This window comes from Treponema parvum, from assembly GCF_017893945.1.
In the GTDB taxonomy this organism is placed as follows: Bacteria; Spirochaetota; Spirochaetia; order Treponematales; family Treponemataceae; genus Treponema_D; species Treponema_D parvum_A.
In genome coordinates this window covers 494,650-518,003 of the sequence record NZ_CP054257.1, presented here as the reverse complement: position 1 = coordinate 518,003, position 23,354 = coordinate 494,650, and the positions used below count along the sequence as shown (strand labels likewise).

Genomic DNA, 23,354 nt, shown 5'->3' with positions numbered 1-23,354 from the left:
ACGCATCATTTCATTGAACGGCAAAGAGCCCCTCGCACACACATCCGCCATGGTTATCCTCAATGGTCGGAATTTTCTGAAGAAGCATCCGTCCCGCCTGTATCATTGGAACCGTCGCCGCTTCCGCTCTGATCCGCATTCCCGTTTCCGCCACCGTTTTCCGAAGCAGCGGAATCGGATTTTTCCGCTTGGACGGTTCTTTTTAAAGATCTTCTGACCGGCGGCGGTCTTTTATGATAATGCTGCACATAACTCACAAAATTCAAATACAGAATTACGGAGACCACGATTATAATGACATTTTTGTCGGTGATAACGCGTAAAAGTATCGGCAGTGCTTTTGAAAAACTCATACTTTATTTATCGGCGCATAAGAACCGCCGCTGAATAGTGTTGAATAAGTGTTGAACAGCGACGAATAGCGCCTAATAACAAAACAATGTCCTCAAATTCTCACAGGCAGGCGCGGATCAGGCAGTTCTGGGCACACAACGATGCAAAGAGAGCGGCAAGAAGGCGTTTGTGCTGCGGCGGGTTGTTGACCTTGTTCCTTTCATTCGCTAAAATTTTATCATTATGACAGGAATAGTCGATTACAATGCGGGAAATATCAGCAGCGTGGAGAGGGCTCTTTCAGCGTTAAATGCGCCGTTCATCCTTTCAAAAAGTCCCTCGGCGCTGGAAAACTGCGAAAGGCTGATCTTTCCCGGGGTGGGCAACGCCTCTTATGCCATGGAGCAGCTTAGGATCACGGGCTTTGATCGCTTTCTTAAAGACTGGGCTAAATCGGGTAAGCTTCTCATGGGGATCTGCCTCGGCGCTCAGATAATATTTGAATATTCGGAAGAAGATAATACCGAATGTCTGGGACTGGTAAAAGGTTCCGTGCGGCATTTCGCTTCGGTCCGGAAGGAATTGAACGCGAATACAGGCGAAAACCTGAAAGTCCCCCACATGGGTTGGAACGATATAGACACCGTAAACGGATCTTCAAAACTTTTGGAAGGAATCCCTCCTAAAAGCGACTTTTACTTTGTGCATTCATATGTGATGCAGCCTGAAGACAAATCCGTCATAAAAGCCGTATCGGACTACGGTTTTCCGGTTCCCGCATGCATTGAATGCGGTAATATTTCCGCATTCCAATTTCATCCTGAAAAATCAGGCGCGCAGGGATTAGCGATCCTTAAAAATTACGTAAAAAAAGATTGCCCGTCTTGCTGCAGCGGAGATCGGTTTTTAGGCGGCAAATGCGATTTGGAAGGCGGTAAAATATGTTAAAAAAACGCATAATCATATGCCTTGACGTAAAAGACGGCCGGACTACGAAAGGAATAAAATTCCAAAACAATAAGGACATAGGCGATCCTGTAGAAATGGCGGCGGAATATTACCGGCAGGGGGTGGACGAACTTGTTTTTTACGACATAATGGCGTCGCCGCGCGGGCGGGGCCCGATCCTTGAATTGATCGAAAAGGTCGCCGCGCAGGTTTTTATTCCTTTTTGCGTAGGAGGCGGAATAGGCACGATCGACGATATCCGCTCTACAATACTTGCCGGAGCCGAAAAAGTGAGCCTTAATTCTCAGGCGGTAAAAAATCCTTCTCTTATAAAGGAAGGCGCGCGTATTTTCGGCAATCAATGCATAGTGTTGGGCATGGACGCCGCAAAAGACGACTCGATGCCTTCAGGCTACCGCATATACATAAACGGGGGACGAACAGCAACGGAACTTGACGCCCGCGAATGGGCGCAAAAAGCGGTTTCGCTCGGCGCAGGCGAAATAGTTCTGAATTCCATAGACGCCGACGGAACAAAAGCCGGCTACGAGGTAAATCTCACGCGGATGATTGCGGAAAGCGTCGAAGTTCCGGTAATAGCTTCGGGCGGCGGCGGCGCCGTAGACCACATTAAAGAAGTTCTAACAGAGGGAAAAGCCGCCGCCGCTCTTATTGCAACTATGGTCCATTCGGGGGAATATACGGTTCCGAAAATAAAAAAGGAACTTAAAGAGTGCGGAATTCCTATGAGAATGTGAGGTTTTACGGAGGTATTCTAAAAACGCAGTTTTTAGAAGTTCCTTAAAATTCTTAAAACACAGTGAGAAAAAAAATGGAAGAATTTAAAGAATGGTTTGACTATGTAAAAGACAATAACGGAAACGAAATCCCGATTTTTAATAGAGAAGCTAAGATATATTTCAGCCAATGCAGCGCCGACAATAAGTTGAATCTTTACGAACTTTTAAAACTGTGCTCCGACTCTGCAACGGAAGATTACAATCTGCGCGGGTTTTCGTGGAAAATGCTTTGGAAAAATCAAGTTATAATTCTTCTTTCAAGGCAATCTTTTCGTTTTTTTAAAAGACCGCAATCGGACGAGAGGATTCGTATAGTGACGTGGGAAGAAACGCCCGAACCCTTGCAGCTGGTTCGCCGTTATAAGATCCTGTCGGACGCGGAAGATGTTCTGATCACAGGTCACAGCACATGGCTCTTGGTAAACCCCGACACAAGGAAAATAATACGCACTAAGGATTTTAACCTCCGGTCGCCTGTCCCGAATTATCTTGTGCCGTACGAAGGAATTCCGACGGGAAAGATAATTTTGCCTGAAAACATGCAGGAATTAAACCGGCGCCCTATTTGTTTTACCGACATAGACAGCAACGGGCATACGAACAATTCGCGATACGGAGCTTTTACCGTAGATTGTCTGCCGGAAGAATATCAGAAAAAAAATTTTACGGATTTTAGAATAAATTATTCAAAAGAGGCCGTAAGAGGTCAGACGCTCACGATGTTTGCACATTTCGATGACGAAGCAAAAAAGATTACGGTTGCGGGGAAAACCGATCATAACGTCTGCTTTGAGAGCGAACTGTTTTATAAATGAGCTTTTTATAAATCAGGACAATATCTGGCGCGGTTCCTATCGGTTTCAAAAACATCGACGGCATACAAAAACGGTTCTTTTTTTCCGCTAAAGTAGTCCAAATCACATCCTAAAGCCTTTGCTTCGACGAGAACCGAGTCAAAAATAAATTTTGCAATTCGCTCGGCGCTCGGATTCCCGCAAAAAATTCCCATATCGTTGAGATTAGTATGATCAAGTTTATCTATCACCGTTTTAAGAATTTTTTTAAGAAGGCTGAAATCTATAAGCATGCCGCCTTGACCGAGTTCTACGCCGCGGACGTATGAAAAAACCTTGTAATTGTGTCCGTGCAGATTTTCGCACTTTCCGTGGTAATCGCACAAAAAATGTGCCGCCGCAAAGTCCGTTTCCACTCTTATTTCAAACATATAAAGAGTTTAGTATTTTTTTGTCGCCTTGTATATTGCAAGCGTTTCGCAGTAAAATTATTGAATGATAAAAAAATTATCAAATATAATCTCTGCGTTTGAAAACAGTTTTACAAAGAGCGACGGGTTCACTCCGTGCAAATCCGATCTTTCGGTCACGATCAACGGCCTGTTTTTCGATTCACGCGACGTCGCGCCCGGTTCTCTTTTTTTTGCGCTTCCCGGAACTCACGTAAACGGAAATGAATTTATTCCGGCGGCCGTGGAAAAAGGCGCAAACGTCATAATATTTCAGGGCGAATTTGAAAAAGATCTGCAAGTCCGAATCGAAGACGCAGTTTCAAAGTGGGGGTCAAAAAACGCTCCCGTTTTTTGTAAGGTTCCCGACAGCCGTTTTGCGATGGCTCCCGTAGCCGACGCTTTTTACGATCATCCTTCAAAAAAACTGATTGTAATAGGCGTAACGGGCACCGAAGGAAAAAGTTCAACAGTCTCATTCATATGGCAGCTTTTGCGCCTGTGCGGAAAAAAAGCGGGATTTATTTCCACCGTACAGTTTTCACTCGGAGAAGAAGCCGTAAACAATCCACAGCACCAGACTACGCCCGAAGCGCCCGTCATCCAAGAGTCCTTGTACAAGATGGTAGAAAACGGCTGCGAATACGCTGTCATAGAATCTTCTTCGCACGGACTTTCAAAAAAGCTTAACCGTACAGGAAATATTTTGTTCGATTGCGGCGTTTTTATGAACGTCGCTCTGGAACATTTGGAATTTCACAAAACCTTTGAGCAATACCGCTTCGACAAGGCAAATCTGTTCAGAAGCTTGGACGAACACGATCACATAAAGACAATAAACGGCAAAACAACGCAGGTTCCCGCGTTCGGAATCGTGAATTTGGAAGACCCTTCCGCACAATACTTTATGAGCGCCACGGGGCGGACTGTCTACGGCTTTACGTCGGCGGGGCTGGCAGGAAAAGCCGGCGCAAAAAAAAATAATTTTAGCCTTCCGCCCGTACCGGCCGGCGTCCCCTACGTCGCTGCAAAAAACATCGTTTCTAAGCGCGACGCCATGGCTTTCGACATCGACTGTAAAAACTTCTCAGGCGAAGGTGAAATTATTCACGTAAAAACAAGGCTTCCCGGCGCGTTCAACGCATACAACCTTATGGCGGCCGCAGTCGCGGTAAACGGCTTAACGGGACTGGACATTGAACAAATATGTTCAAAAATGAACGAACTCGTTCCCGTCGCAGGCAGAATGACAACAATAGAAAAAGGACAGCCCTTTGAAGTTATCGTAGACTATGCGCATACGCCTTCGTCTTTTGAAACAATCTTTCCGCCCATAAGAAAACGCTGTGAAAAAAGAATATTTGCGCTTTTCGGAAGCGGAGGAGAGCGCGACTTACAAAAACGCCCCTTACAGGGAAAAATCGCGGCAAAATTCTCGGACGTAATAATTTTAACGGACGAAGATCCCCGCGGCGAAGATTCTTTCGAGCTTTTACAGATGATTGCGGAAGGCGCAAAAGAAGAAGGAAAGATATTGGGGAAGGATATGTTTATTACGCCTGACAGGCCGCGTGCCATAAGACAGGCTTTTTCCATGGCAAAAGAGGGCGATATCGTTTTGCTTTTGGGAAAATCGCACGAAAATTCCATAATCTATAAAGACCGCGTCATGCCGTATGACGAAATTCGGGAAGCGGCGAGTGCGCTTTCGGAAATGGGTTTTAATGGTTGATGCAGTTTTATCGGAGGTAAGATGACCGTAGCTGTTTTATACGGAGGAAGATCCGGAGAACATGAAGTGTCTCTGGTTTCCGCCGCCGCCGTCGCAAGGAACATAACAGATCACAAAATTATCCTTATCGGGATAACCAAAGACGGCCTTTGGTTTTTGCAGGACGAAAACGAATACAAAAGAATTTGCGCCGACGAGAGCGCAAAATTTTCCATAGTTGAAAATGATTCCAACCGCGTAAGCGTTGTTCCGGGAGCAAAAACGCAGGCGTTTTGTGTGAACGGAAAAGCTTTAAAAATCGACGTAGTATTCCCCGTGCTTCACGGCACCTTCGGAGAAGACGGAACCATGCAGGGGCTTTGCGAAATGGCCGATATTCCCTACGTAGGATGCGGAGTATTGGCGAGCGCCGTTACGATGGATAAAGAAAAGACAAAACTTATTCTTGAGCAGGCCGGAATAAAAACCGTGCCCTTCGTATGCCTAAAACGCTCGGATTTAATGAATTCGGCTCATTACGACGAAATTATAAAGCAAATAATAAAGGAATTCGGTTTTCCTCTTTTTGTAAAGCCCTGCAACGCCGGATCTTCCGACGGGGCTTCAAAGGCCGAAAATGAAAAGCAGCTTTCGGTAGCGCTCATGGACGCCTTTAACTGGGACAACAAAGTCCTGATCGAAAAAGCGATAAACGCAAGGGAAATCGAATGCAGCGTAACCGGAAATTCCGTAACCGCGCCGGAAGGAGATGACGTCGAATCCGTAACGGCTTACATGCCCGGTGAAATTCTGCCTTCTCATCAGTTTTACGACTATGACGCAAAGTACAACGATCCTTCGGGCGCCTCGCTGCTTATTCCGGCGGATTTAAAAGAGGAAAACATAGAAAAAATCCGTAAGATCGCCGTAAACGCATACAAGGCCCTCGATCTTTCGGGTTTAAGCCGCATAGATTTTTTTGTCGACAAGGACACAAACAAACTTTATTTAAATGAAGTGAATTCCATTCCCGGTTTTACAAGCATAAGCATGTTCCCAAAGATGTGCGAAGCTGCGGGCTTGCCGTTTAAAGATCTTACGGAACTGTTAATCCAAGAGGCTTTGCGTCTGTATAAAATAAAGGCCTCTTTGAAAACTTCAAGATAGTCAAAGCCGATCAAAGGAATAGGTTTTTCCGGAGTTTTTATGTCTGAAATTTTTTTTTCATATCCGAAAGGCTGCGTTTTTAAAACGCTTAAAAGCATAAAAGATAAGCACATTACGGTCATGGGGCTCGGTCTTAACGGAGGAGGAGAAGCTTCGGTGCGCTTTTTTTTACAAAAAGGCGCGTTCGTAACCGTAACCGATATGAAAACCGAAGACGAGCTTAAGCCTTCCGTCGAGCGCCTTGAAAAGGATCCGTCGATAGACAAATCGCATCTTACCTACAGGCTGGGCGAACACAGGATCGAAGATTTTTCATCGGCGGACTGCGTCATAAAAAATCCGGGCGTAAAGACAGAAGGCAACAAATTCCTTGCGGCGGCAAAAGCGATTGAAACCGACATAAGCATATTTTTGTATTTTTCAAAGGCCCCCATAATAGCCGTTACGGGAAGCAAGGGAAAATCTTCGACGGCAAGCGCAATTCACTATGGGCTCCGTAAGGCCGGTTTTAACGCCTTTTTAGGAGGAAACATTACCGTCAGCCCTCTCACGTTTTTAGACGAAACTTCAAAAGAAACTCCCATCGTATTGGAGCTTTCAAGCTGGCAGTTGGCGGATTTGCGCGGACGGGGAACTCTTAAACCTAAAATCGCAATAATAACGAAAATAGTTCCTGATCACCAAAACTGGTACGGCAGTATGGAAAGCTACGTTGCCGACAAACGCTTGATCTATGAAAACCAAACGGCCGAAGATTTTACCGTCATAGACGCGGACGCCGACGAGCCGGAGACGGCGCCTAAGACGGGCGGAACATGGGGAGATCTGTTCGCATCGGAAACACGAGGAACCGTTTTGCGCTACGGTAAGGCTCCGCTGCCCGAAGGCGTTTCCGGGGTGTGGCAGGAAGGATACGGCAAGAATTTTTCGGGAAAGTCGAGACTTCCGCTTAACGGTTCGGTAAGCGAAGAAATCATTCTAAAAGAACTTCCCGTTCCCGGGCCGCACATGAAAACAAATGTCCTTAACGCGGCCTTGGTATTAAGACTTTTCGGTGTTTCAAGCGAACGCACGGCCCAAATACTCAAAGGATGGCCGGGAATTCCGCATCGGCTGCAATTTTTTTATGAATGGAAGCAAAACCGCTCGGACGAGGGCGGCCGGAAAGACAAGAATCTAAAGTTTACATACCGCTTTTACAACGATTCCTGCGCTACGGTTCCGGAGGCTGCGGCCGCCGCTACGCAATCGTTCGACTGTCCGATCATTTTGATCACAGGCGGAACGGATAAGGACCTTGATTTTTCCGCTCTTTCAGACATCCTGTCGCAAAAGAAAAAAACGGCCGTTCCTGTGAAGGCACTTTACCTTTTGTCAGGAAGCGGCACCGACAAACTCATAAAACGGCTTTGTCAGGACGGCACAAAATATAAGGGCCCGTTCGATTATCTTTCGGATTTGCTTAAAACTTTGAAATCGGATCTTGAAGATAAGGCTGCCCGGCACTGCAGCGATGAAAAAGACGGTTTTATTCCAATAGTATTTTCACCTGGCGCTACGTCTTTCGGAATGTTTGTAAACGAATTCGACCGCGGCGAAAAATTCATGGCGGAAGTAAAAAAGATTTTTACATAAATCCCGCATCAAGTAATAGAAAGCTTTTTACTTAAACCCTGCGAACCGGGCAATAAAAGGTCTCAACAAAAAACTCATAAAGTGCGGTTTTGTTTGATTTGATTAATTCCGTTTAGGCTTTGTGAATTTAAAATATTTCGGCGCTTTATAATCTATAAACCAGCCGCCGTCGTAAAATCCGTTTTCATCGGAAGTCGGACTCACAAATAATACCTTTATGGGATTTTCCGTATCGTAATAAAAAACGTTTGATTCCCACCGCTTTTTGTTTTCAACGTAAAAGTCATTCTGCCTGTCAATCGGCGTATAAAAACCGATCTTATATTTTCCGGGCTTTATGAGAAGATGCATGGCCATTCCGCCTGAAAGATAATATGTCCTCTCGTAAGGTATGCCTTCCTTGCTGCGGTTTATCCACGCATAGTTTGCCTTAGCTTTAACGTACGTAACGTCTTCTCCCGTTTCGGCGTCTTCCAGCCTAAGCCAGCAACGCACGTCGTTCAGATCACAGGAATTTTCAGGCCTGTATATTATGAGCGACCACTGATTATGCTTTAGCGCGGGCGGATTTTCGCCTGTGAGCGTAAAACATTGAGAAGTCAAAAAAAACAGCCAAAAAAAATATTTTACTTTCATGCCGCGTTCCCGGCAGCCGAACTTCTGCCGAAACCGTATGGAATTTATCATTTTACGGTCGGTTTGTATATGTTTTATGAAAATTTTAAATTGAAATAAAAGAAAATTTTCATAAACCCTTTACATTATAACGTCAACAGTTATAATTTTATCATAAGAACTGACAAATGAAGCGAACCCGCCGCTCACGGCACATTTTCGGTCAGGACACAAAGCTCCGTCAAACGACACTAAAAAGAAGAGGAATATCTATGAAACACAAGTATGCGCTCGGTATGTATGAAAAAGCGGTTCCTGCGGATCTTTCATGGAAAGAAAAACTTACCGCGGCAAAAGGCGCGGGATACAACTTTATGGAAGTAAGCATAGACGAAACCGATGAAAAACTGTCCCGACTGGATATGACGAAAACGGAACTTAGACGGATAATAGACGCCCAGTTTGAAACGGAGCTCCCCATACGATCCCTGTGCCTTTCCGCCCATAGGAAATACCCCTTGGGAAGTAACAATCCGAAGATCGAGGCAAAAAGCCTTGAGATCATGGAAAAATCCTTGGAATTTTCAGCGAAAATAGGCGTGCGGGTGATAATGCTTGCAGGCTATGACGTTTATTACGAGACGTCCACGGAAGAGACGGTTTTACGATTCGGCCGCAACCTTGAAAAATGCGTCGAGATGGCCAGCCGCAGCGGAATAATTTTGGCCTTCGAAACAATGGAAACTCCTTTTATGAACACAACGGAAAAGGCGATGAACTACGTGAATAAAATAAACAGCGCCTTTCTTTCGGTTTATCCCGACATAGGAAACATAAACAACGCCGCCATAACTTACGGAAATGACGTATTGGAAGACCTTAAAAAAGCGAAAGGCCATATAGTGGGATTGCATCTTAAAGAAACCGTGCCCGGGAAATTCCGCGACATGATGTACGGGCAAGGAATCGTAGACTTTCCTTCAGCCATAAAAACCGCGTGGGAAATGGGCGTGCGGCGTTATGTTACGGAATTCTGGTATCTGGGAGAAGCAGACTGGAAAGAGCGGCTCTCTTTTGCCAGAAAGACTATGGGAAACTTATTGGATATTCAGGAAAAACGAGCGACATAAAACCGCGACGCATCGGCTGCAACAATGTGCCGGTTGCCGAAATATGCCGATCGCAATAGTGCGCCGATTGACGAGACGCAGCGGCCGCTGCAATGGCGGCGCCGAGACAGAAACAAAGCCGCTTCTTTTAGATGCCGTCAGAGCTGGGCCTAGCCTATATTTTATTTCCCCAAGGATCTATGCGGCAATAAGTCGCGCTGCGTTCCGCCCCTACCGAAACTATCCCCACAGGCGTTCCCGTAAACGATTCGATAAATTCCACGTAATCTTTCGCTTCTTTAGGCATTTTTTTGTATGAAGACGACGAACTGAGCGGAGTTTTCCAGCCTTTGAATTTTTGAAGGACGGGCTTCACTTTGTTTAAAGCGGGAATGCTTGCAGGAAAATCGGTAACTATTTTTCCGTCAATTTCATAAGCGATACAGGCTTCGATCTCATCCATTGAGTCGTAAATGTCAAGATGCGTCAAAACAAGGGAATCTATTGAGTTCACATGACAGGCATAGCGCAGAGCTACCAGGTCAAGATAGCCGCAGCGGCGCGGGCGCCCCGTGGTAACGCCGAATTCATTTCCGGTATTTCGTATAAATTCGCAGAGCTCGCTCTCCGTCGACGCGTTGAACTCCGTCGGCATAGGGCCGTTTCCCACACGGGTTTGGTAGGCTTTAAAAACGCCCAGTATTCTGTCAAGCCTTCTAGGCCCTACGCCCGCGCCGCTTGAAGCGCCCGAAGCGCACGAGGCTCCCGACGATACATAGGGATAAGTACCGCTGTCAAGATCGAGCATTGCGCCCTGCGCGCCTTCGAACAATATATTTTCATTACGGTATTCCCACATCTTTGCGGCGATATCCACCCGCATGGCAAGAAGTCTTTCCGTATACGGCGCAAGAAAATCCCTGTCGTCCTTGTCCAGATCGGCAATTCTTTCGTCCCAATCCATATCCGCAAGGCGAATTCCGTCGCGTTCGGATTTCATCGAATATGTCGTCCCTATTCCGCGGCCGGTTGTACCGATCGGACGTTTTCTCGCAGCGTCGCGATCTTTATCCATCTGTCTGTAACAGGGAAGAACTATATGAGCGCGGTCGGAAATAAACACGCGGCCTTCCCAATTTATGCCGTTATCGCTTAGCATCTTAAGTTCTTTAAACAGGGCTTCCGGATCTATGACCATGCCGGAGCCCAAAAAAACCGATTTTTGGGGATGTAAAATTCCGGACGGGATTTGGTGCAAGGCGTATTTTTTGCCGTCCACAACTATGGTATGTCCGGCATTCGCCCCGCCTGCATAGCGGACGACGTATTTTGCCTTTTCCGCTAAAAAATCAACGATCTTGCCCTTCCCTTCGTCGCCCCATTGCGCGCCCATAACAACAACATTCATCTACCGCCTCCGACGCTAAACGCAGATTTATTCAGTCAATCAAAAAAATACTATCATAAAAATTCGATATTTTCAATTAACTGATCGGCCTCTTGACAGCAAACTAAGGTTATAGTATTTTTTTTTTAGATCCGTGTTCTTTAAGACGGTGCTGAAAACTTATATTTCCTTGCGGTTGTGTGGTTAATTCAGATTACAGTATTAAGAAAACGATGATTTGCAGCTGGCATACAGCAAAAAAAAGAGAGGGCCTGACAAAGGCGAAAGGAACATTATGTCCAAAAAAATTTATGTTGGTAATCTGAATTACGCAACAACTGAAGACACGCTGAGCAATCTTTTTGCTCAGTACGGAGAAGTAGTTTCCGCTACTGTTATCAAGGACCGCAACACACAGCAGTCAAAGGGCTTCGGCTTTATTGAAATGGCCGATGAAAACGCCGCAGACGCTGCGATTGCAACGCTCAACGGCAAAGAAGTTGACGGACGCCGCGTACGCGTAAACGTTGCGGAAGAAAAACCGCGCAAGCCGCGTTTTAATCACGACGACGGCGGACATTACTGATGCAAAAAAGCCTGCTGCAAAACGCCTGCGGCGGGCTTTTTATTTGTCTCAATAAGACAGATCGATCATTACCGGAAATTTCAAATCGGCAGTTCGGCGGTGATGATTTTAAATTGACAAGATGGAAAAATTTTCTACCGATTTTCTTAACGTATACAGGCAATTTACAGCCATGGATTGTGATCGCTGCGCCTTTATCCGCGAATACCTTGCGGCGCGCGGCGTAGACAGCTCCGTAATCCCGATCGACGAAAGGCGGCACATTCACGTAAGTTTTTCATCAACGGCGTACAGCCCGCTCTTCCGCATAAAAACGATAATAGCGCATTACGACAGAACGCCCGGAAGTCCCGGCGCAAACGACAACTCTTCGTCCGTCATAAGCATCATGAACCTTGCAGTGCGGCTTTCAAAAATGAGGGGCGTACACAACGTAAGGATATTTTTTACGGACGGCGAAGAATTTTCCAAAAGCACAATCCGGCAGGAAACCAGCGACGAGGAAGCAATTCACAACGTCCCCGAGCGGCAAAAGGAGCCTAACAGCGGCGGCCGGCAGCAAGATGACGGTGAGACGCTTTTTTCAACACAGGCGGCAAGCGTAAGAGGGATAGGATCTTACGCTCTTGCAAATCATTTAAAAAAACTGGGACTGAAAAATGACGACGTATACGTTTTTGACTGCACGGGGCGCGGAACGGTTCCGATCTTAGGCGAAACAGATTTGCCTGAAGGAACGCCGCAATCATTAACAACGCAGTTTTCAGACCTTGAAAACCGCACAAAGGCGCTCATACGCTCGGTGTCGCCGCAATTTCTTACGCTGCCTATTTCATACAGCGACAACGCGGGTTTTTTGGCGTGTAAGATTCCCGCCCTTGTGATCACCATGCTGCCGGAGGATGAAGCCGTAACCTATATGAAAAACCTGTTAAAAACAAAGGAATTAAAGAACTTTGTTCTGCGCCGCCACATAGGAGCCGCTCAGGATTTAAAAACAAAATCTTTTTCCGCGGGCGACGAAGATTCCGTTTTGCTTAAGGAATTTGAAATAAGAAGCAAACTCCCCGACACTTGGAAACTTTTTCACACCGAGTATGATTCCATCGAAAGCCTTACGCCCGAAAGTTTTACCGTCATGGAAAAGATCCTTGACGCCTTGGCCTTATCAAAGACGATGGCGTAAAAACTGCATAAAACCGCAGGGTGGCCGTTCAAAGTCTTACACTTTTATAAGACCATATTGCCTTGTGCCCATGCCTATTTTTTCGGCATGGAGCAGTTGAACGCGCCAATCCGTAGTGGGATAGAACGAGCGTGAAACGTCGTGGTTAATGATCTTTATGTTGTCCATTACGGTGTTTGGAAGCGGCGGCTGCTTCAGCATCGCGTCGCAGCAGGCTTGATCAAGCGCAACGGCGTCGAACGAAGCGAACATTCCCACGTCCGCAATCACGGGCGCATCGTTTTGACTGTGGCAATCGCAGTACGGCGACACGTCGACTATGAGTGAAATATGAAATTGCGGCCTGTCCTTTACGATCGCAGCCGCATATTCGGCCATCTTGCAGCTGAGCGTTTCCATGGAATTATCCTCGGAAGGATATATCGCATCTTGATTGCAATTGCCGATGCAGCGTCCGCAGCCGGCGCAAAGCACATGGTTTATGCGCGCGACCATTCCCCTCCCCGCCTTGCCTTCAACTCCTGCGGAATCAAAAAAAGTTATCGCGCCGTGAGCGCAGCCTTTGGCGCACTGTCCGCAGCCTATACAAAGCTCTTCGTTTACAAGAGGTTTTCCGGCGTTATGCTGTTCCATTTTGCCGGCGCGGCTTCCGCCTCCCATTCCTATGTTTTTGATTGCGCCACCGATACCTGTAAGTTCATGCAGCTTAAAATGTGTGAGTGAAACAAAAACGTCCGCGTCCATGAGCGCCCGCCCTACTTTAGCTTCTTTTACGTATTCTCCTTCGGGAAACGGCACAAAGGCTTCGTCGGTTCCCTTAAGTCCGTCGGCAATAATCACATGACATCCGGTTGAAAAAGGATTAAAGCCGTTCAAATAGGCGGCTTCCAAGTGATCGATGGCGTTTTTGCGCTGTCCTACATAAAGGGTATTGCAGTCCGTCAAAAACGGAACGCCGCCCAAATTCTTGATCGAGTCGGCAACGGCCTTTGCGTAATTCGGACGAAGATAGGAAATATTCCCCGGCTCTCCAAAATGAATCTTTATAGCCGTAAATTTTCCGCTAAAATCTATATTCCCTATTCCCGCAGTTTTTATAAGCCGCTGAAGCTTTTTAAGCAGGTCTTCGCTGCCCTTTGTTCTAAAGTCGGTAAAATAAACCTTCGCCTTTTCCATAAAATGCTCCTAGTCTACAGTTTTCATACGGCAATATATCATAAATTGTATATTAAGTCAGAGACCGCATTTGACTTAGATTTTTACTTGAGGAAATTAGGTATATCGTAGCCGGAGTCCAGCAGATGCATAGTAAATGAGTGACCGAGCCGGCTCAATTGGTCTCCAACAAAGGCCCTATATTTCTTCGAGCGTATATTATACGAGCTACAGTTACTGTTTTTTCGGTTTCATTAACCTTGTAAAATATAAAATAATTTTTAACCAGCAGTTTGCGATATTCGTGCGTCAGCGGTTTTATAGGCATGTAACACGGCGCCGAATAAGGAAAATCGGAAAGCAAGTCAATTTTTTCAACGATTTCTTTTACCAAATTTTCAGCAGCAATGGGATTTTTCAATTTGTCCATAATATAACCGGCTATTTCTTTTAAATCGTCCAAAGCGCACGGTAAATATTCAATTTTGTACATTATGTTACGATTACCTTGCGCAGTTCCTTCAGTACTTCTTTTGAGGAAAACCTCTTTCCCGTCAGCAAGGCTTGCTTTTCAGCCTCTTGTAATTTACAATAGATTTCACTTTCAAATTGCATATCCTCAAAAAGTTCCATACTCATCACGACCATATCGGCATAACCGTTTTTTGTAAGAAATACCGGCTGCTGCGTTTTATGTACGATTTCTGAAATATCGGTAAAATTATTGCGCAAATCAGAAACAGGACGTATTGTTTTCATGAAGACCTCTTACAGAAAATTTAGCATAATTATGATAAAAATTCAATTACAGAGTTGATGCGAATTTAATGCGCGAACCCCGTAAAGGAATAAAATGAGTTTGCAGGAACCCGTCATTTGCAAATAAAAATCAAATACGATACGGCAGAGGGCAAGCGATTTTCACAGGCCGGATAAATTGCATATTTGCCGCGGCCACATTCAGTCTTTTACGATCATCATATTGTGGCTTTGATATTTGGGGATGAACTGTTTTATTCCGCCGCCTTCAAACATAACCGTAACTACATATTCTCCCGACCGCGAAAAAGTATTTATGATCTGTCCGTATCCGTAATCGTCGTGATAGATTTTGCAGCCCTTTTTCCAAGCCGAAAATGCGTCGCCGATTCCCACTTCGGTAAATTTTTCTTCGCCCTGTAACCCCTGTAAAGGAGAAACATCGCCTTGAGAGCGCATGGCCGCAGCATAGGAAGGCGGAACGTCGCCCAAAACCTGAAACAAAGAGCTTCCCGCTTCAAGCAAAAAACGGCTGGGCTGCATGTATTCCACTCTTCCGTAAAGCCGCCGCACGGAACAAGATGTAATGTAAAGCTGATCCTGAGCCCGGGTTATGCCCACGTAAAACAAGCGTCTTTCTTCTTCCAGATCGGCGCCCGTCTTATCTTCGCGCGGGAAAATGCCGTTTTCAAGGCCGGTAATGATCACGCGGTGAAATTCCAGTCCCTTGGTATTGTGAAGCGTGATAAGCGTAACGCAGTCCGTCTGTTCCGTATTCGAATTCGAAGCTTCGTCCAGGGATCGGTCGAGTTCTATCGTATCCAAAAAGTCCAAAAGTCCCTCACGCGAACAGGGGTATAAGACGGCATTATTTATAAGTTCCTGAATGTTTGCGGCCCTTTGGGTTCCTGAAATTTCATCATGATCCTTATGATAGTCAAGAATCCCCGATCTTTCGGCGATCTTTTCTATGAGAGTCGAAAGTTTTTCAGTTTTTTTCTTATGCGGCAAAGCGCCGTTTGACGAAACGGCAATTCCTTTTGAAGCTTCGTCGATTTCTTTTTCGGCGGCATCAAAAGCATTTTCTTTTTTTTCGTTTTCAGAGTCTTCTTTATCAGGCTCGGGATCGACGCTCTTCATGCCCGCAAAATCCGAAAAAAGATCCATCATCTTTACAAAATCCGAAAGTCCTTCTTTGGCCTTTTTGCTTATGCCGTCAGAACCGTCCGTTCCGTTTACAATCTCGCGGGCGGCTTCGATTAAACCGGCGGCGGTAGAGTCGCCTGCAGCTCGAGTGGCACGGGCGCCGCTTTGACTGCTGGAGTCTGAGCCCTCAATTTCGGCAGCATTTTGCCCGCCGGAACCGCCTTCATGCACGGAGGGCTCCGGTGCGGCCGCTTGCTCCGAATTCACTGCAGCCTCCGGCGTCAAAGCTGCCTGCGCCGAAGCGGCATTTGCGCGCGCACGGGCTATGATTATCTCTTGGGATTTTTCGCCTATTCCGCGCGGTGGTTTGTTTACTACGCGGCGAAAAGCAATTTCATCCCTCGGATTTGCGGTTAAGGCTAAAAAGGCCAGTATGTCTTTTATTTCTTCTCTCTCGTAAAATTTAAGAGAGCCCACCACTACGTAAGGAATTTTATGCCGCAAAAACTCGCTTTCAAAACCGAGCGATTGCGCGTTAGTCCTGTATAAAACCGCCCATTCGCCGTAGGGACAGCCCTTCTTTTTAGCTTCTTTTATAAGATTTGCGCAGAATTGAGTTTCATCATCCTGCGTAGGACAAAAGACTAAAATCGGCTTCGACCCGTCGCCGCGGTCGGCTTTGAGCGTTTTTCCCAAGCGGCTCTCATTCTTTTTTACAACCTTGTCGGCGACGGCCAGAATCTGTACCGTAGAGCGGTAATTTTGTTCAAGGCGTATAAGATTTGTCCCGGGGAAATGATTTTGAAAATTCAAAATGTTTTGCACTTCAGCGCCGCGGAAACGGTATATCGACTGATCGTCGTCGCCCACAACGCAGAGGTAGGCTAAATTATTGTCTTGTACGCCCGAAAGCGCTTCCAGAAATTTGAATTGAGCGACATTCGAGTCCTGATATTCGTCTACCATTATGACTTTAAACCTGTACTGAATTTGGCGCCGGATATTTTCATCGTTTTGCAAAACCGTGACGGGCAGCATTATAAGATCGCCGAAATCGACGTTTCCCGTAGAGCGAAGGCGCTCTTCGTAAGCCGCATAAATCGCAGGGAATTCCGCAGAACTTTCCACATCTATCAGCTCTTTGCTGTCGGGCGTAAGGCAATAATCTTTTGCGAGCGCGATCTTATGAGCGGCTTTTGCCGCGCTTTGCCTGTTTAGCTTAGGAACCGCCTTGGACACGAGCGTAACCATGTCATCGTCATCGTAGACCGTAAAATTCCTGTCTACGCCGGCTCTGTCGGCAAACCTCCTTAAAAACCACGCCCCGAACGAATGAAACGTTCTGATCTGGGCGCCGGCGGCCATGGGTTCAAGACGCACAGCCCTTTCAGCCATTTCACGCGCGGCTTTTTTTGTAAAAGTGACGGCCAGAATATTGCGCGCGTCAATATTTCTTTGAGAAATAAGATAGGCGATCTTTGTGGTTATCACGCGCGTCTTACCGGAACCGGCTCCCGCCAAAATCAAAAGAGGAGAACCCGAATGTTCTACAGCTTCCCGCTGCTGAGGATTTAAAACGGAAAGATAAGTTTCAAAAGACATAGCCTCTTACTCCGCAAAGTTATTTTTACTCATCATCCATCTCCGGAGCAAAACGAACGGTTTCGCTTTGTTTCCGTATGCCCTTGTTTTCGGGTGAGTCTGCCGTAAATACCGCGTCCAGGTCTACATCTCCTGCAGCGACCGCGCGCACGCGAACCAATCGTCCGGGTTTCAAAGCTTTTAAGGCGGAGGAGTCGTTTCTGTCATAGCGGATGACGACGGAACCGTCCACTTCGGGAGCCTGAAACCACGCCCGCCCTATCGCAAATCCCAAGCTCTCGCCGTCCGCCGCATCCAAAATTTCTTCTACCATAACGTCATAATCTTTGTTTACCCGCCGTAAAAGGGACTCTGCCGTAATCTTTTTTTGAATGTCCGAAAGTTTTTTCGCCCTTTCTTCTGCAATCTTCTTTGAAACCCGTCCTTTATAACCGTAAGAAGAGGTGTTTTCTTCTCTGCTGTAAGAAAAACAACCCGACCAGTCCGGGCGTATATCTTTTAGGAATTTACGCGTATTTTCAAATTTTTCATCGCTTTCGCCGGGAAATCCCGTCAAAAAAGTAGTTCGCACTGCCGCGTCGGGCAAAACGCTGCGGATATCCTCTATAAGTTTTTTATACGCCTTTGCATTTCCCGTCCGGTTCATAGAGCGTATAATTTCATCGTCGCCCGATTGAAACGGAATGTCGAAATACGGAAGAATCCTCTTGTCTCTCTTGATCACCGGTAAAATGTCACGGTTAAAGTGATCGGGATGAATGTAAAGCAAGCGAAGGCGGAAGTTCCCTTCCAGCGAGGATATCATCTTTAAAAGGCGGGAAAGAGAAGATCCCTGTTCAGAGAATGCGGTTTTATCGGACGCAGGCTTTTCAAACGCGGCGCCGATGAAAAGATTTTCAGGGCCGTTGCCGAATACGTCGTCTTCTTCGCCCGTACCCCATGCGGCGGAATCCTGCCCTATAAGATTTATTTCATACACGCCTTTTGAGATGAGCCGCTTTATCTCACCTATTATGTCGGCGGCAGGCCGGCTTCTGAGGTTTCCGCGGATCAGAGGTATGGCGCAAAAAGAACAGCGGTTATCGCACCCTTCCGTGATTTTAACATAGGCCGAACCGCGGAACGTAAGAAGCATCGAACGATCCCCGCAGCATACGCCTTTTTGAGCGGGCGTCATAACCGGCCTTGAACCTGAAAACATTTTCGTAACAACGTCGTCAATTTTAGAAAGATCGCCGTTACCGAATATGCCGTCGGCTTCGGGAAGCTCCGAATCGAAAATCTTCGCATAACGCTCCGCAAGACAGCCCGCGAGCAGGATCTTCGCTTCAGGAAAGCGGCTCCGCGCGGAATACAGCGCTTCAAGAGATTCTTTTTTTGCGCTTTCGATAAATCCGCAGGAATTAACTATTATGAGATCGGCTTTTGAAGGATCAAAACTCTGTGCAAAGCCCATGGCGCAAAGCCTGTCTATCAAAAGCTCGCCGTCAACCTTGTTTTTGGCGCATCCGTGCTGATCTAAAAAAAAACGTTTCTCAGGATCAGTCAACTTCACTTACAACCACTTTATAAAGCCCGTCGGTATCTTTAATCCACTTAATATCCTGCACGGCAACTTTTCCCGCCTTACCTATGTCGAGATTCGTCGTCTGCCCGTTCGCGATCATTTGAAGATGAACCGTGTTACCGTTAGACATCCAGAGCCTTACTCCGTTTTTGGGCGTCATAGTAACTATTTCACCTCTTGTGTAATAAGCTTCGGAAGCCTCTCCGCCGTCAACTACGGAACGGAAAACGCAAGCACCGTGGAAAGTGGCATTTATCGTAAAAGGATAAGCGCGGGTATCTGAGAGCAGCACCTTCATAGCGTCCGCAAGTTTTGTCTCTTCTACGGAAGAAACGTCGGTAGAGGGAATTTCGCCGGAAGTTTTTCTTAATATCATGGAAACTTCAGCCCCGCGCGATTCATCCCTTGCGGAAATATCCGAAACGTAAACGACCAATTCAGACTTTGCATTGCCCGCAATATCGATCAATAATTCTTCCGCCAGATCGATTTTCTGACGCCCTGCAGGCGTGTCCAATTTAAGGGAACCGAGCGTTCCTGCAACCATGAGGATCACATTGCCTTCCTCCGAAGGAACAATTATTTTATCGCCCTTGTAAAGTCTCTTTGAAAAACCGCCGTCCGTCAGATCATACTCTCGGCTTTGAAATTTTTCACCTATGGCGACCGTTTCCGTATTTTTATTGATATTTTTTCTAAAAACGGTAAAAAAGACGACGGATCCTGTCAATGCTAAAAGGATTAACAATCCGCAAAGAATAAGAGGCAAAGAAAGATACCTTTTTCTTTTAAATAACAAACCTTCGGGAATGTCGCTTTCCTGAATTTTTTTATTTTTATACAGAACGGTTACGGAATCGGGATTGAGTCCTAAATATTCGGCGTAGCTTTTTAAAAATCCGTATAAATACGGCTCGCCGGGAAAAGCGCTTTCGTCTTCATCTTCAAGAGCCTTAAGATACTGCCTGGAAATGGTGATATCATGAGCGATTTTATCGATATCAAGTTTTTTTTCTTCACGCTTGTTCTTCAATATCTGCCCGTAACTTTCCATGCGATCTACTCCGAAAACAAAAAGTTATTGTAATTATTTGCGGAAGACGGTGGATCGTATATGAAACGCTGATCCGGGATCGCTCTGTTCAAAACATAATCTGAAAAATTAAAGGTAATGGTTTCTCCTCTTGTAGTGACTGCTTCAACCCTGCGGATAAGCTTTGTCTCCGGCGAAATTGCAAGTTTTATCGTCCTAAACGATTCGGAAGAATTGCGGCGCGTGAGCAAAAGTTTTACGACGTTCTCCGCGGAATCGCTTTCAAGCGGAGTGGGATCCTGGCCGCTTTCATACGCAATCGTATAATAGCGCGTCATAAGCGAAAGTCCCTGGGGGGTGGCGAGCGCCGTCCCCGCAGAACCGGGTGAATTCTGCACGGATTGCTGCAAAATAGCGTCAGACCCGGGAATATATATGGTCAACAGTTCTCCGTTAAAAACTATCACTTGTTCCTGCGGATTGGAAAAATCTATTCTAAGCAGATCCGGTTTTTTAAAAGACACCCTGCCTCTCATTTCAGTCTTGTCCGTTAAGATTTCCATCTGAGCTTCATAGGTCGTCAACGCGGCATATTGATCCGAAACTTCTTTAAAAAAATCGCCCGCAGTCTTGATCGATTGGGAAGACGCTGTGTTTAAAACGCCGAAAAGTGAAACACAAAAAAAAAGAGCCGCTCTTACCTTCTTATAAACGAACATGGAATAATATTAGTCAAGAACATCGGTTGCGTCAAGGAGCGATTAACTGTCAGGCTTGATACGCGGAGCCTTTTGCCGTCCCTTGGTCTTTTGCCGCACTTCTATATCCGCGCCTTATATCGGCACAATTTTAAACTAATCACTGTCTGAGGAGACTTTCAAGTTCTTCGTTTTTTCGCAAAAATTCTTCGTTCGAAGGATGGAGAGCAACAACCTGTTTTAAGTAATATTGAGCACGCCTGTAGTCTTTTTTTTCATAATATATGGAATACAGCTTATACAAAGCGTCTTCGTTGCGCGAATTGGAAATGAGGCTTGCACGCAAATCCGCAAGGACGGCCGTCTCTCCGGAAGCTAAAAAACTGCGCCTGTAATACAAAAAACTTTTTAATCTTGAAGAAGCGGAAGGCAAAAGCTTATCGATAAGATCGATCGATTCCGTGCGGCGCCCTAAAGCGTACAAAACTTCGAGGTACGAGCGAAGGGCAATTTCTTCTTTAGGGAATTTTTCGTAAAGAGACTCGGCGATATTCCATGCCTCGTTAGTGCGGTTAAGAGCAAGGCAGATCTCAATATGAGTATGCTGCATTTCTAAAGAAACGTCCTGTTTGTTTATCAGGCGAAGGCTTACGGCGTAGGCGTCGTTCCAGAGTTTACGGGAAATCAAATCCTTTATAAAAACGTCAAGAGCTTCGGTATTGTCGGCGTCCGTGGAAAGCACGGCGGAAGCGAGTTCTCCTGCGGTTTTTCCGGCGACTCTTTCGCCGGTAGAAGAGGCAAGTTTGGCGGCGGCGAGCGTAACTTCAGGATCGTCGGGATAACGGGCCATCGCCTGCTCTATCGTTTCTACCGCTCCCCGTAAATTCTTATTCCATTCGCGCTGTACACGGGAACGCAGCATAAGATAATCGCGGGAAACAGTATCGTTACGGGCGTAAACGTCCAAAAATGAAACAGCCCTTATGTAATCACCTTCTTCGAGTAAAATGCGCGCACGGAACAAGATATATTCTGCATCCGCAGGGTTTTGCTGTAAGACGCGGGCAGCATACAGTTCCGATTCCTTATAATTTTTAAGTGCAAAAAAAGTCTGAGCGCATAGTTTAAGCAGCTCCGTATCGTTAGGATAAGACAAAACAAGATCTTTCGCTATTTCCGACGCTTCTTGAATTTGACCGTTCTTCATAAGGGCGTCCGCCAACGCATAAGAGGTTTGAAAATTTCCTGCGGATCCGTCGGAGGCTTTTCTAAAATAAATCACGGCTTCGCCGTATTGGGATTGCCTGCGGCACAAAACGCCGAAAAGATAATCGGCCAAAACCGAATCGCTCTTGATTTTTAAAGCTTCCGACAGCGCAGCATGCGATCCGCTAAAATAATCGCTTCTGGATCTGTTTGTGAGCAGCACCAACGACGGTAAAACAAGCGTCAAAAAATCGTCTCCGCCTGAGCTGGAATCGTACACGCCCTGCTCTACGGAATTTATCACACCTACGTAGGCGTTATTCTGAGGCACATCAGGCGTTTCCCAAGATATTTTTTCCTGCGGCCACACTATGCGCATGATAGCGGAAGCGACGAAAATAAGGATTTTTTCTTTATCCGTATTTTCCCTTCCCAAACTGCGCAAGCGTCCTACCGCGCGTTCAAGGGATTGAGGAGTGCCCATGCATACGTCGTCAACTATATCTTTGGGAATCTCATAAAAAAACGAAATTTCATGTTTTCCGGGGACGGTCAGCCGCACGGAAGAAGCGTCAATATATTTTTGATCATCTTTTTGATCATCGGAAGAAATTTCTGCCGGCTCTGCCGAATCTTTGGCGGCCTTCGTTCCGGCGCAGGAAAGAAAAAAAAGCGAAAGAATCGTAAACGCTGATAAGACATACCTGTTTTTAAAAAAACCGGTCACGATTCCTCTCCTGTTTCGTCGTCGTCGGTTTCATCACCGGTCATATACGGAAAAGAAAACCGGTTGTTCCGCTGATATTGGAAAATGCCGATCAGGACAATGCCTAAGATAATAAAAACCGTAGGCCACCATACGGAAACGAACGACGAGAACGAAACAGATAAAATATCAAAAGAAAACAGTCCGAAAAAAATTCCTAAAAGGATCAAGACGAACGAGGGGAAAATATAAACCGTTTGCAAGCGTCTAAAACGGTAATAGCCGGCGGGAATCAATGAAATTCCGCAAAAAACCATGCCCAGCGGCCAAATTTGTCCGAGCGAAAGCCTGAAAATATTGAACGTCAAAACCAGCGCGAGCATTCCGAAAAAACATAAATTCAATCCTACGTACAAAAAGAACGCCCTGTGATTGACCGCTATCGAAACATAGATAAAAACCGCCCCGAAAACGAGCAGCCCCAGCGCAGAACGGGAAAAAACAAGCTCTTCCGGTTCCGCAAAAAAAACGATCAACAAAACAAGCCCCAGCAGAATAAAAATAATTCCCAAGGCAAGCGATATATATAATAAAGGAGTCGGTTTTTTACCCATATTTTCTCCAAAGCCCGGACGATAAAAATATCCTCACGGGTTTTTAAAATAAGATTTTCAAAGCCGCCGTTAAAGATCGATCCGTTTGCAAACTCTTTATAGAATACACCAACATCAGCCGTCTTGCCAATCACTTATCACTATGTTA

The 23,354-nt window shown here is 46.0% G+C and carries 22 protein-coding genes; 9 read left to right on the top strand and 13 right to left on the bottom strand.

Annotation, left to right across the window (positions count from 1 at the left end; genetic code table 11):
- Window positions 1-59 precede the first annotated feature (59 nt).
- Complete coding sequence (locus tag HRI96_RS02360) at window positions 60-353, bottom strand: hypothetical protein (protein ID WP_210117934.1); 294 nt, start codon at window positions 351-353, stop codon at window positions 60-62.
- A gap of 223 nt (window positions 354-576) precedes the next feature.
- On the opposite strand from HRI96_RS02360, the gene hisH reads away from it, so the two are divergent.
- The 3 genes from hisH (at window position 577) to HRI96_RS02345 (ending at window position 2,896) form a co-directional block, all read left to right on the top strand.
- The gene (hisH, locus tag HRI96_RS02355; protein ID WP_210117933.1) at window positions 577-1,281 is read left to right on the top strand and encodes an imidazole glycerol phosphate synthase subunit HisH; all 705 of its coding nucleotides are present in this window, start codon (window positions 577-579) and stop codon (window positions 1,279-1,281) included.
- A complete protein-coding gene (gene hisF / locus HRI96_RS02350) occupies window positions 1,275-2,039 on the top strand; it encodes an imidazole glycerol phosphate synthase subunit HisF (protein WP_210117932.1) in 765 nt (254 codons plus the stop codon). The genes hisH and hisF overlap by 7 nt, the downstream gene beginning before the upstream one ends.
- A 74-nt stretch (window positions 2,040-2,113) precedes the next feature.
- Window positions 2,114-2,896 carry an acyl-ACP thioesterase domain-containing protein gene (locus HRI96_RS02345; RefSeq protein ID WP_210117931.1) on the top strand — a complete coding sequence of 261 codons (783 nt, stop codon included), beginning with the start codon at window positions 2,114-2,116 and terminating at the stop codon, window positions 2,894-2,896.
- Window positions 2,897-2,901: 5 nt separating this feature from the next.
- Here the strand turns inward: HRI96_RS02345 and queD are convergent, their stop codons facing one another.
- The gene (gene queD / locus HRI96_RS02340) at window positions 2,902-3,306 is read right to left on the bottom strand and encodes a 6-carboxytetrahydropterin synthase QueD (RefSeq protein ID WP_210117930.1); all 405 of its coding nucleotides are present in this window, start codon (window positions 3,304-3,306) and stop codon (window positions 2,902-2,904) included.
- 64 nt (window positions 3,307-3,370) lie between these two features.
- Between queD and HRI96_RS02335 the strand changes: the two genes are divergently transcribed.
- Genes HRI96_RS02335 through murD form a run of 3 tightly spaced genes read left to right on the top strand, consistent with a single transcriptional unit; the run spans window position 3,371 to window position 7,837 of the window.
- A complete protein-coding gene (locus HRI96_RS02335; protein ID WP_210117929.1) occupies window positions 3,371-5,056 on the top strand; it encodes a UDP-N-acetylmuramoyl-L-alanyl-D-glutamate--2,6-diaminopimelate ligase in 1,686 nt (561 codons plus the stop codon).
- Between the two features lie 21 nt (window positions 5,057-5,077).
- Window positions 5,078-6,202 carry a D-alanine--D-alanine ligase family protein gene (locus HRI96_RS02330; RefSeq protein WP_210117928.1) on the top strand — a complete coding sequence of 375 codons (1,125 nt, stop codon included), beginning with the start codon at window positions 5,078-5,080 and terminating at the stop codon, window positions 6,200-6,202.
- Window positions 6,203-6,241: 39 nt separating this feature from the next.
- The gene (gene murD / locus HRI96_RS02325; RefSeq protein WP_210117927.1) at window positions 6,242-7,837 is read left to right on the top strand and encodes a UDP-N-acetylmuramoyl-L-alanine--D-glutamate ligase; all 1,596 of its coding nucleotides are present in this window, start codon (window positions 6,242-6,244) and stop codon (window positions 7,835-7,837) included.
- A 102-nt stretch (window positions 7,838-7,939) separates the two neighbouring features.
- Here murD and HRI96_RS02320 read toward each other — a convergent pair whose 3' ends face one another.
- Entirely contained in the window at window positions 7,940-8,473 is a 534-nt protein-coding gene (locus HRI96_RS02320) for a hypothetical protein (protein WP_210117926.1), read from the bottom strand.
- Window positions 8,474-8,724: 251 nt separating this feature from the next.
- On the opposite strand from HRI96_RS02320, the gene HRI96_RS02315 reads away from it, so the two are divergent.
- The gene (locus HRI96_RS02315) at window positions 8,725-9,582 is read left to right on the top strand and encodes an L-ribulose-5-phosphate 3-epimerase (protein ID WP_210117925.1); all 858 of its coding nucleotides are present in this window, start codon (window positions 8,725-8,727) and stop codon (window positions 9,580-9,582) included.
- Window positions 9,583-9,736: 154 nt separating this feature from the next.
- Here the strand turns inward: HRI96_RS02315 and purA are convergent, their stop codons facing one another.
- On the bottom strand, window positions 9,737-10,969 hold the full coding sequence (gene purA, locus HRI96_RS02310; protein ID WP_210117924.1) for an adenylosuccinate synthase: 1,233 nt from the start codon (window positions 10,967-10,969) through the stop codon (window positions 9,737-9,739).
- A 274-nt stretch (window positions 10,970-11,243) separates the two neighbouring features.
- Between purA and HRI96_RS02305 the strand changes: the two genes are divergently transcribed.
- Together HRI96_RS02305 and HRI96_RS02300 are read left to right on the top strand one after the other, a co-directional pair.
- The gene (locus HRI96_RS02305) at window positions 11,244-11,534 is read left to right on the top strand and encodes an RNA-binding regulator (protein WP_210117923.1); all 291 of its coding nucleotides are present in this window, start codon (window positions 11,244-11,246) and stop codon (window positions 11,532-11,534) included.
- 121 nt (window positions 11,535-11,655) lie between these two features.
- Window positions 11,656-12,720, top strand: coding sequence for a M28 family peptidase (locus tag HRI96_RS02300; protein WP_210117922.1), 1,065 nt, complete (start codon window positions 11,656-11,658; stop codon window positions 12,718-12,720).
- A 36-nt stretch (window positions 12,721-12,756) separates the two neighbouring features.
- Here the strand turns inward: HRI96_RS02300 and HRI96_RS02295 are convergent, their stop codons facing one another.
- The 9 genes from HRI96_RS02295 to HRI96_RS02255 all read right to left on the bottom strand — a co-directional run bounded on the left by HRI96_RS02295 (window position 12,757) and on the right by HRI96_RS02255 (window position 23,206).
- A complete protein-coding gene (locus HRI96_RS02295; protein ID WP_210117921.1) occupies window positions 12,757-13,896 on the bottom strand; it encodes a DUF362 domain-containing protein in 1,140 nt (379 codons plus the stop codon).
- Between the two features lie 154 nt (window positions 13,897-14,050).
- Window positions 14,051-14,368 (bottom strand): type II toxin-antitoxin system RelE/ParE family toxin, encoded by a 318-nt coding sequence (locus HRI96_RS02290; RefSeq protein ID WP_210117920.1) that lies wholly within the window; start codon window positions 14,366-14,368, stop codon window positions 14,051-14,053.
- Window positions 14,368-14,634, bottom strand: a complete 267-nt coding sequence (locus HRI96_RS02285; protein WP_210117919.1) for a type II toxin-antitoxin system Phd/YefM family antitoxin — start codon at window positions 14,632-14,634, stop codon at window positions 14,368-14,370. The genes HRI96_RS02290 and HRI96_RS02285 overlap by 1 nt, the downstream gene beginning before the upstream one ends.
- A 201-nt stretch (window positions 14,635-14,835) precedes the next feature.
- On the bottom strand, window positions 14,836-17,382 hold the full coding sequence (locus HRI96_RS02280; RefSeq protein WP_210117918.1) for an ATP-dependent helicase: 2,547 nt from the start codon (window positions 17,380-17,382) through the stop codon (window positions 14,836-14,838).
- Between the two features lie 25 nt (window positions 17,383-17,407).
- On the bottom strand, window positions 17,408-18,937 hold the full coding sequence (gene rimO, locus HRI96_RS02275; RefSeq protein ID WP_256729274.1) for a 30S ribosomal protein S12 methylthiotransferase RimO: 1,530 nt from the start codon (window positions 18,935-18,937) through the stop codon (window positions 17,408-17,410).
- The gene (locus HRI96_RS02270) at window positions 18,924-20,003 is read right to left on the bottom strand and encodes a helix-turn-helix domain-containing protein (protein ID WP_210117917.1); all 1,080 of its coding nucleotides are present in this window, start codon (window positions 20,001-20,003) and stop codon (window positions 18,924-18,926) included. Before HRI96_RS02270 ends, rimO begins: the two co-directional genes overlap by 14 nt.
- 5 nt (window positions 20,004-20,008) lie before the next feature.
- Window positions 20,009-20,701, bottom strand: coding sequence for a LolA family protein (locus HRI96_RS02265; RefSeq protein WP_210117916.1), 693 nt, complete (start codon window positions 20,699-20,701; stop codon window positions 20,009-20,011).
- A 139-nt stretch (window positions 20,702-20,840) separates the two neighbouring features.
- Window positions 20,841-22,613 (bottom strand): tetratricopeptide repeat protein, encoded by a 1,773-nt coding sequence (locus HRI96_RS02260; protein WP_210117915.1) that lies wholly within the window; start codon window positions 22,611-22,613, stop codon window positions 20,841-20,843.
- Complete coding sequence (locus HRI96_RS02255) at window positions 22,610-23,206, bottom strand: hypothetical protein (protein ID WP_210117914.1); 597 nt, start codon at window positions 23,204-23,206, stop codon at window positions 22,610-22,612. Before HRI96_RS02255 ends, HRI96_RS02260 begins: the two co-directional genes overlap by 4 nt.
- Window positions 23,207-23,354 lie beyond the last annotated feature (148 nt).

What these genes read in the sequence shown, in the direction of transcription:
- HRI96_RS02360 (WP_210117934.1), bottom strand. Translation starts at nt 353, where the DNA reads ATGAGTTTTTCAAAAGCACTGCCGATACTTTTACGCGTTATCACCGAC.
- hisH (WP_210117933.1), top strand. Translation starts at nt 577, where the DNA reads ATGACAGGAATAGTCGATTACAATGCGGGAAATATCAGCAGCGTGGAG.
- hisF (WP_210117932.1), top strand. Translation starts at nt 1,275, where the DNA reads ATGTTAAAAAAACGCATAATCATATGCCTTGACGTAAAAGACGGCCGG.
- HRI96_RS02345 (WP_210117931.1), top strand. Translation starts at nt 2,114, where the DNA reads ATGGAAGAATTTAAAGAATGGTTTGACTATGTAAAAGACAATAACGGA.
- queD (WP_210117930.1), bottom strand. Translation starts at nt 3,306, where the DNA reads ATGTTTGAAATAAGAGTGGAAACGGACTTTGCGGCGGCACATTTTTTG.
- HRI96_RS02335 (WP_210117929.1), top strand. Translation starts at nt 3,371, where the DNA reads ATGATAAAAAAATTATCAAATATAATCTCTGCGTTTGAAAACAGTTTT.
- HRI96_RS02330 (WP_210117928.1), top strand. Translation starts at nt 5,078, where the DNA reads ATGACCGTAGCTGTTTTATACGGAGGAAGATCCGGAGAACATGAAGTG.
- murD (WP_210117927.1), top strand. Translation starts at nt 6,242, where the DNA reads ATGTCTGAAATTTTTTTTTCATATCCGAAAGGCTGCGTTTTTAAAACG.
- HRI96_RS02320 (WP_210117926.1), bottom strand. Translation starts at nt 8,473, where the DNA reads ATGAAAGTAAAATATTTTTTTTGGCTGTTTTTTTTGACTTCTCAATGT.
- HRI96_RS02315 (WP_210117925.1), top strand. Translation starts at nt 8,725, where the DNA reads ATGAAACACAAGTATGCGCTCGGTATGTATGAAAAAGCGGTTCCTGCG.
- purA (WP_210117924.1), bottom strand. Translation starts at nt 10,969, where the DNA reads ATGAATGTTGTTGTTATGGGCGCGCAATGGGGCGACGAAGGGAAGGGC.
- HRI96_RS02305 (WP_210117923.1), top strand. Translation starts at nt 11,244, where the DNA reads ATGTCCAAAAAAATTTATGTTGGTAATCTGAATTACGCAACAACTGAA.
- HRI96_RS02300 (WP_210117922.1), top strand. Translation starts at nt 11,656, where the DNA reads ATGGAAAAATTTTCTACCGATTTTCTTAACGTATACAGGCAATTTACA.
- HRI96_RS02295 (WP_210117921.1), bottom strand. Translation starts at nt 13,896, where the DNA reads ATGGAAAAGGCGAAGGTTTATTTTACCGACTTTAGAACAAAGGGCAGC.
- HRI96_RS02290 (WP_210117920.1), bottom strand. Translation starts at nt 14,368, where the DNA reads ATGTACAAAATTGAATATTTACCGTGCGCTTTGGACGATTTAAAAGAA.
- HRI96_RS02285 (WP_210117919.1), bottom strand. Translation starts at nt 14,634, where the DNA reads ATGAAAACAATACGTCCTGTTTCTGATTTGCGCAATAATTTTACCGAT.
- HRI96_RS02280 (WP_210117918.1), bottom strand. Translation starts at nt 17,382, where the DNA reads ATGTCTTTTGAAACTTATCTTTCCGTTTTAAATCCTCAGCAGCGGGAA.
- HRI96_RS02270 (WP_210117917.1), bottom strand. Translation starts at nt 20,003, where the DNA reads ATGGAAAGTTACGGGCAGATATTGAAGAACAAGCGTGAAGAAAAAAAA.
- HRI96_RS02265 (WP_210117916.1), bottom strand. Translation starts at nt 20,701, where the DNA reads ATGTTCGTTTATAAGAAGGTAAGAGCGGCTCTTTTTTTTTGTGTTTCA.
- HRI96_RS02255 (WP_210117914.1), bottom strand. Translation starts at nt 23,206, where the DNA reads ATGGGTAAAAAACCGACTCCTTTATTATATATATCGCTTGCCTTGGGA.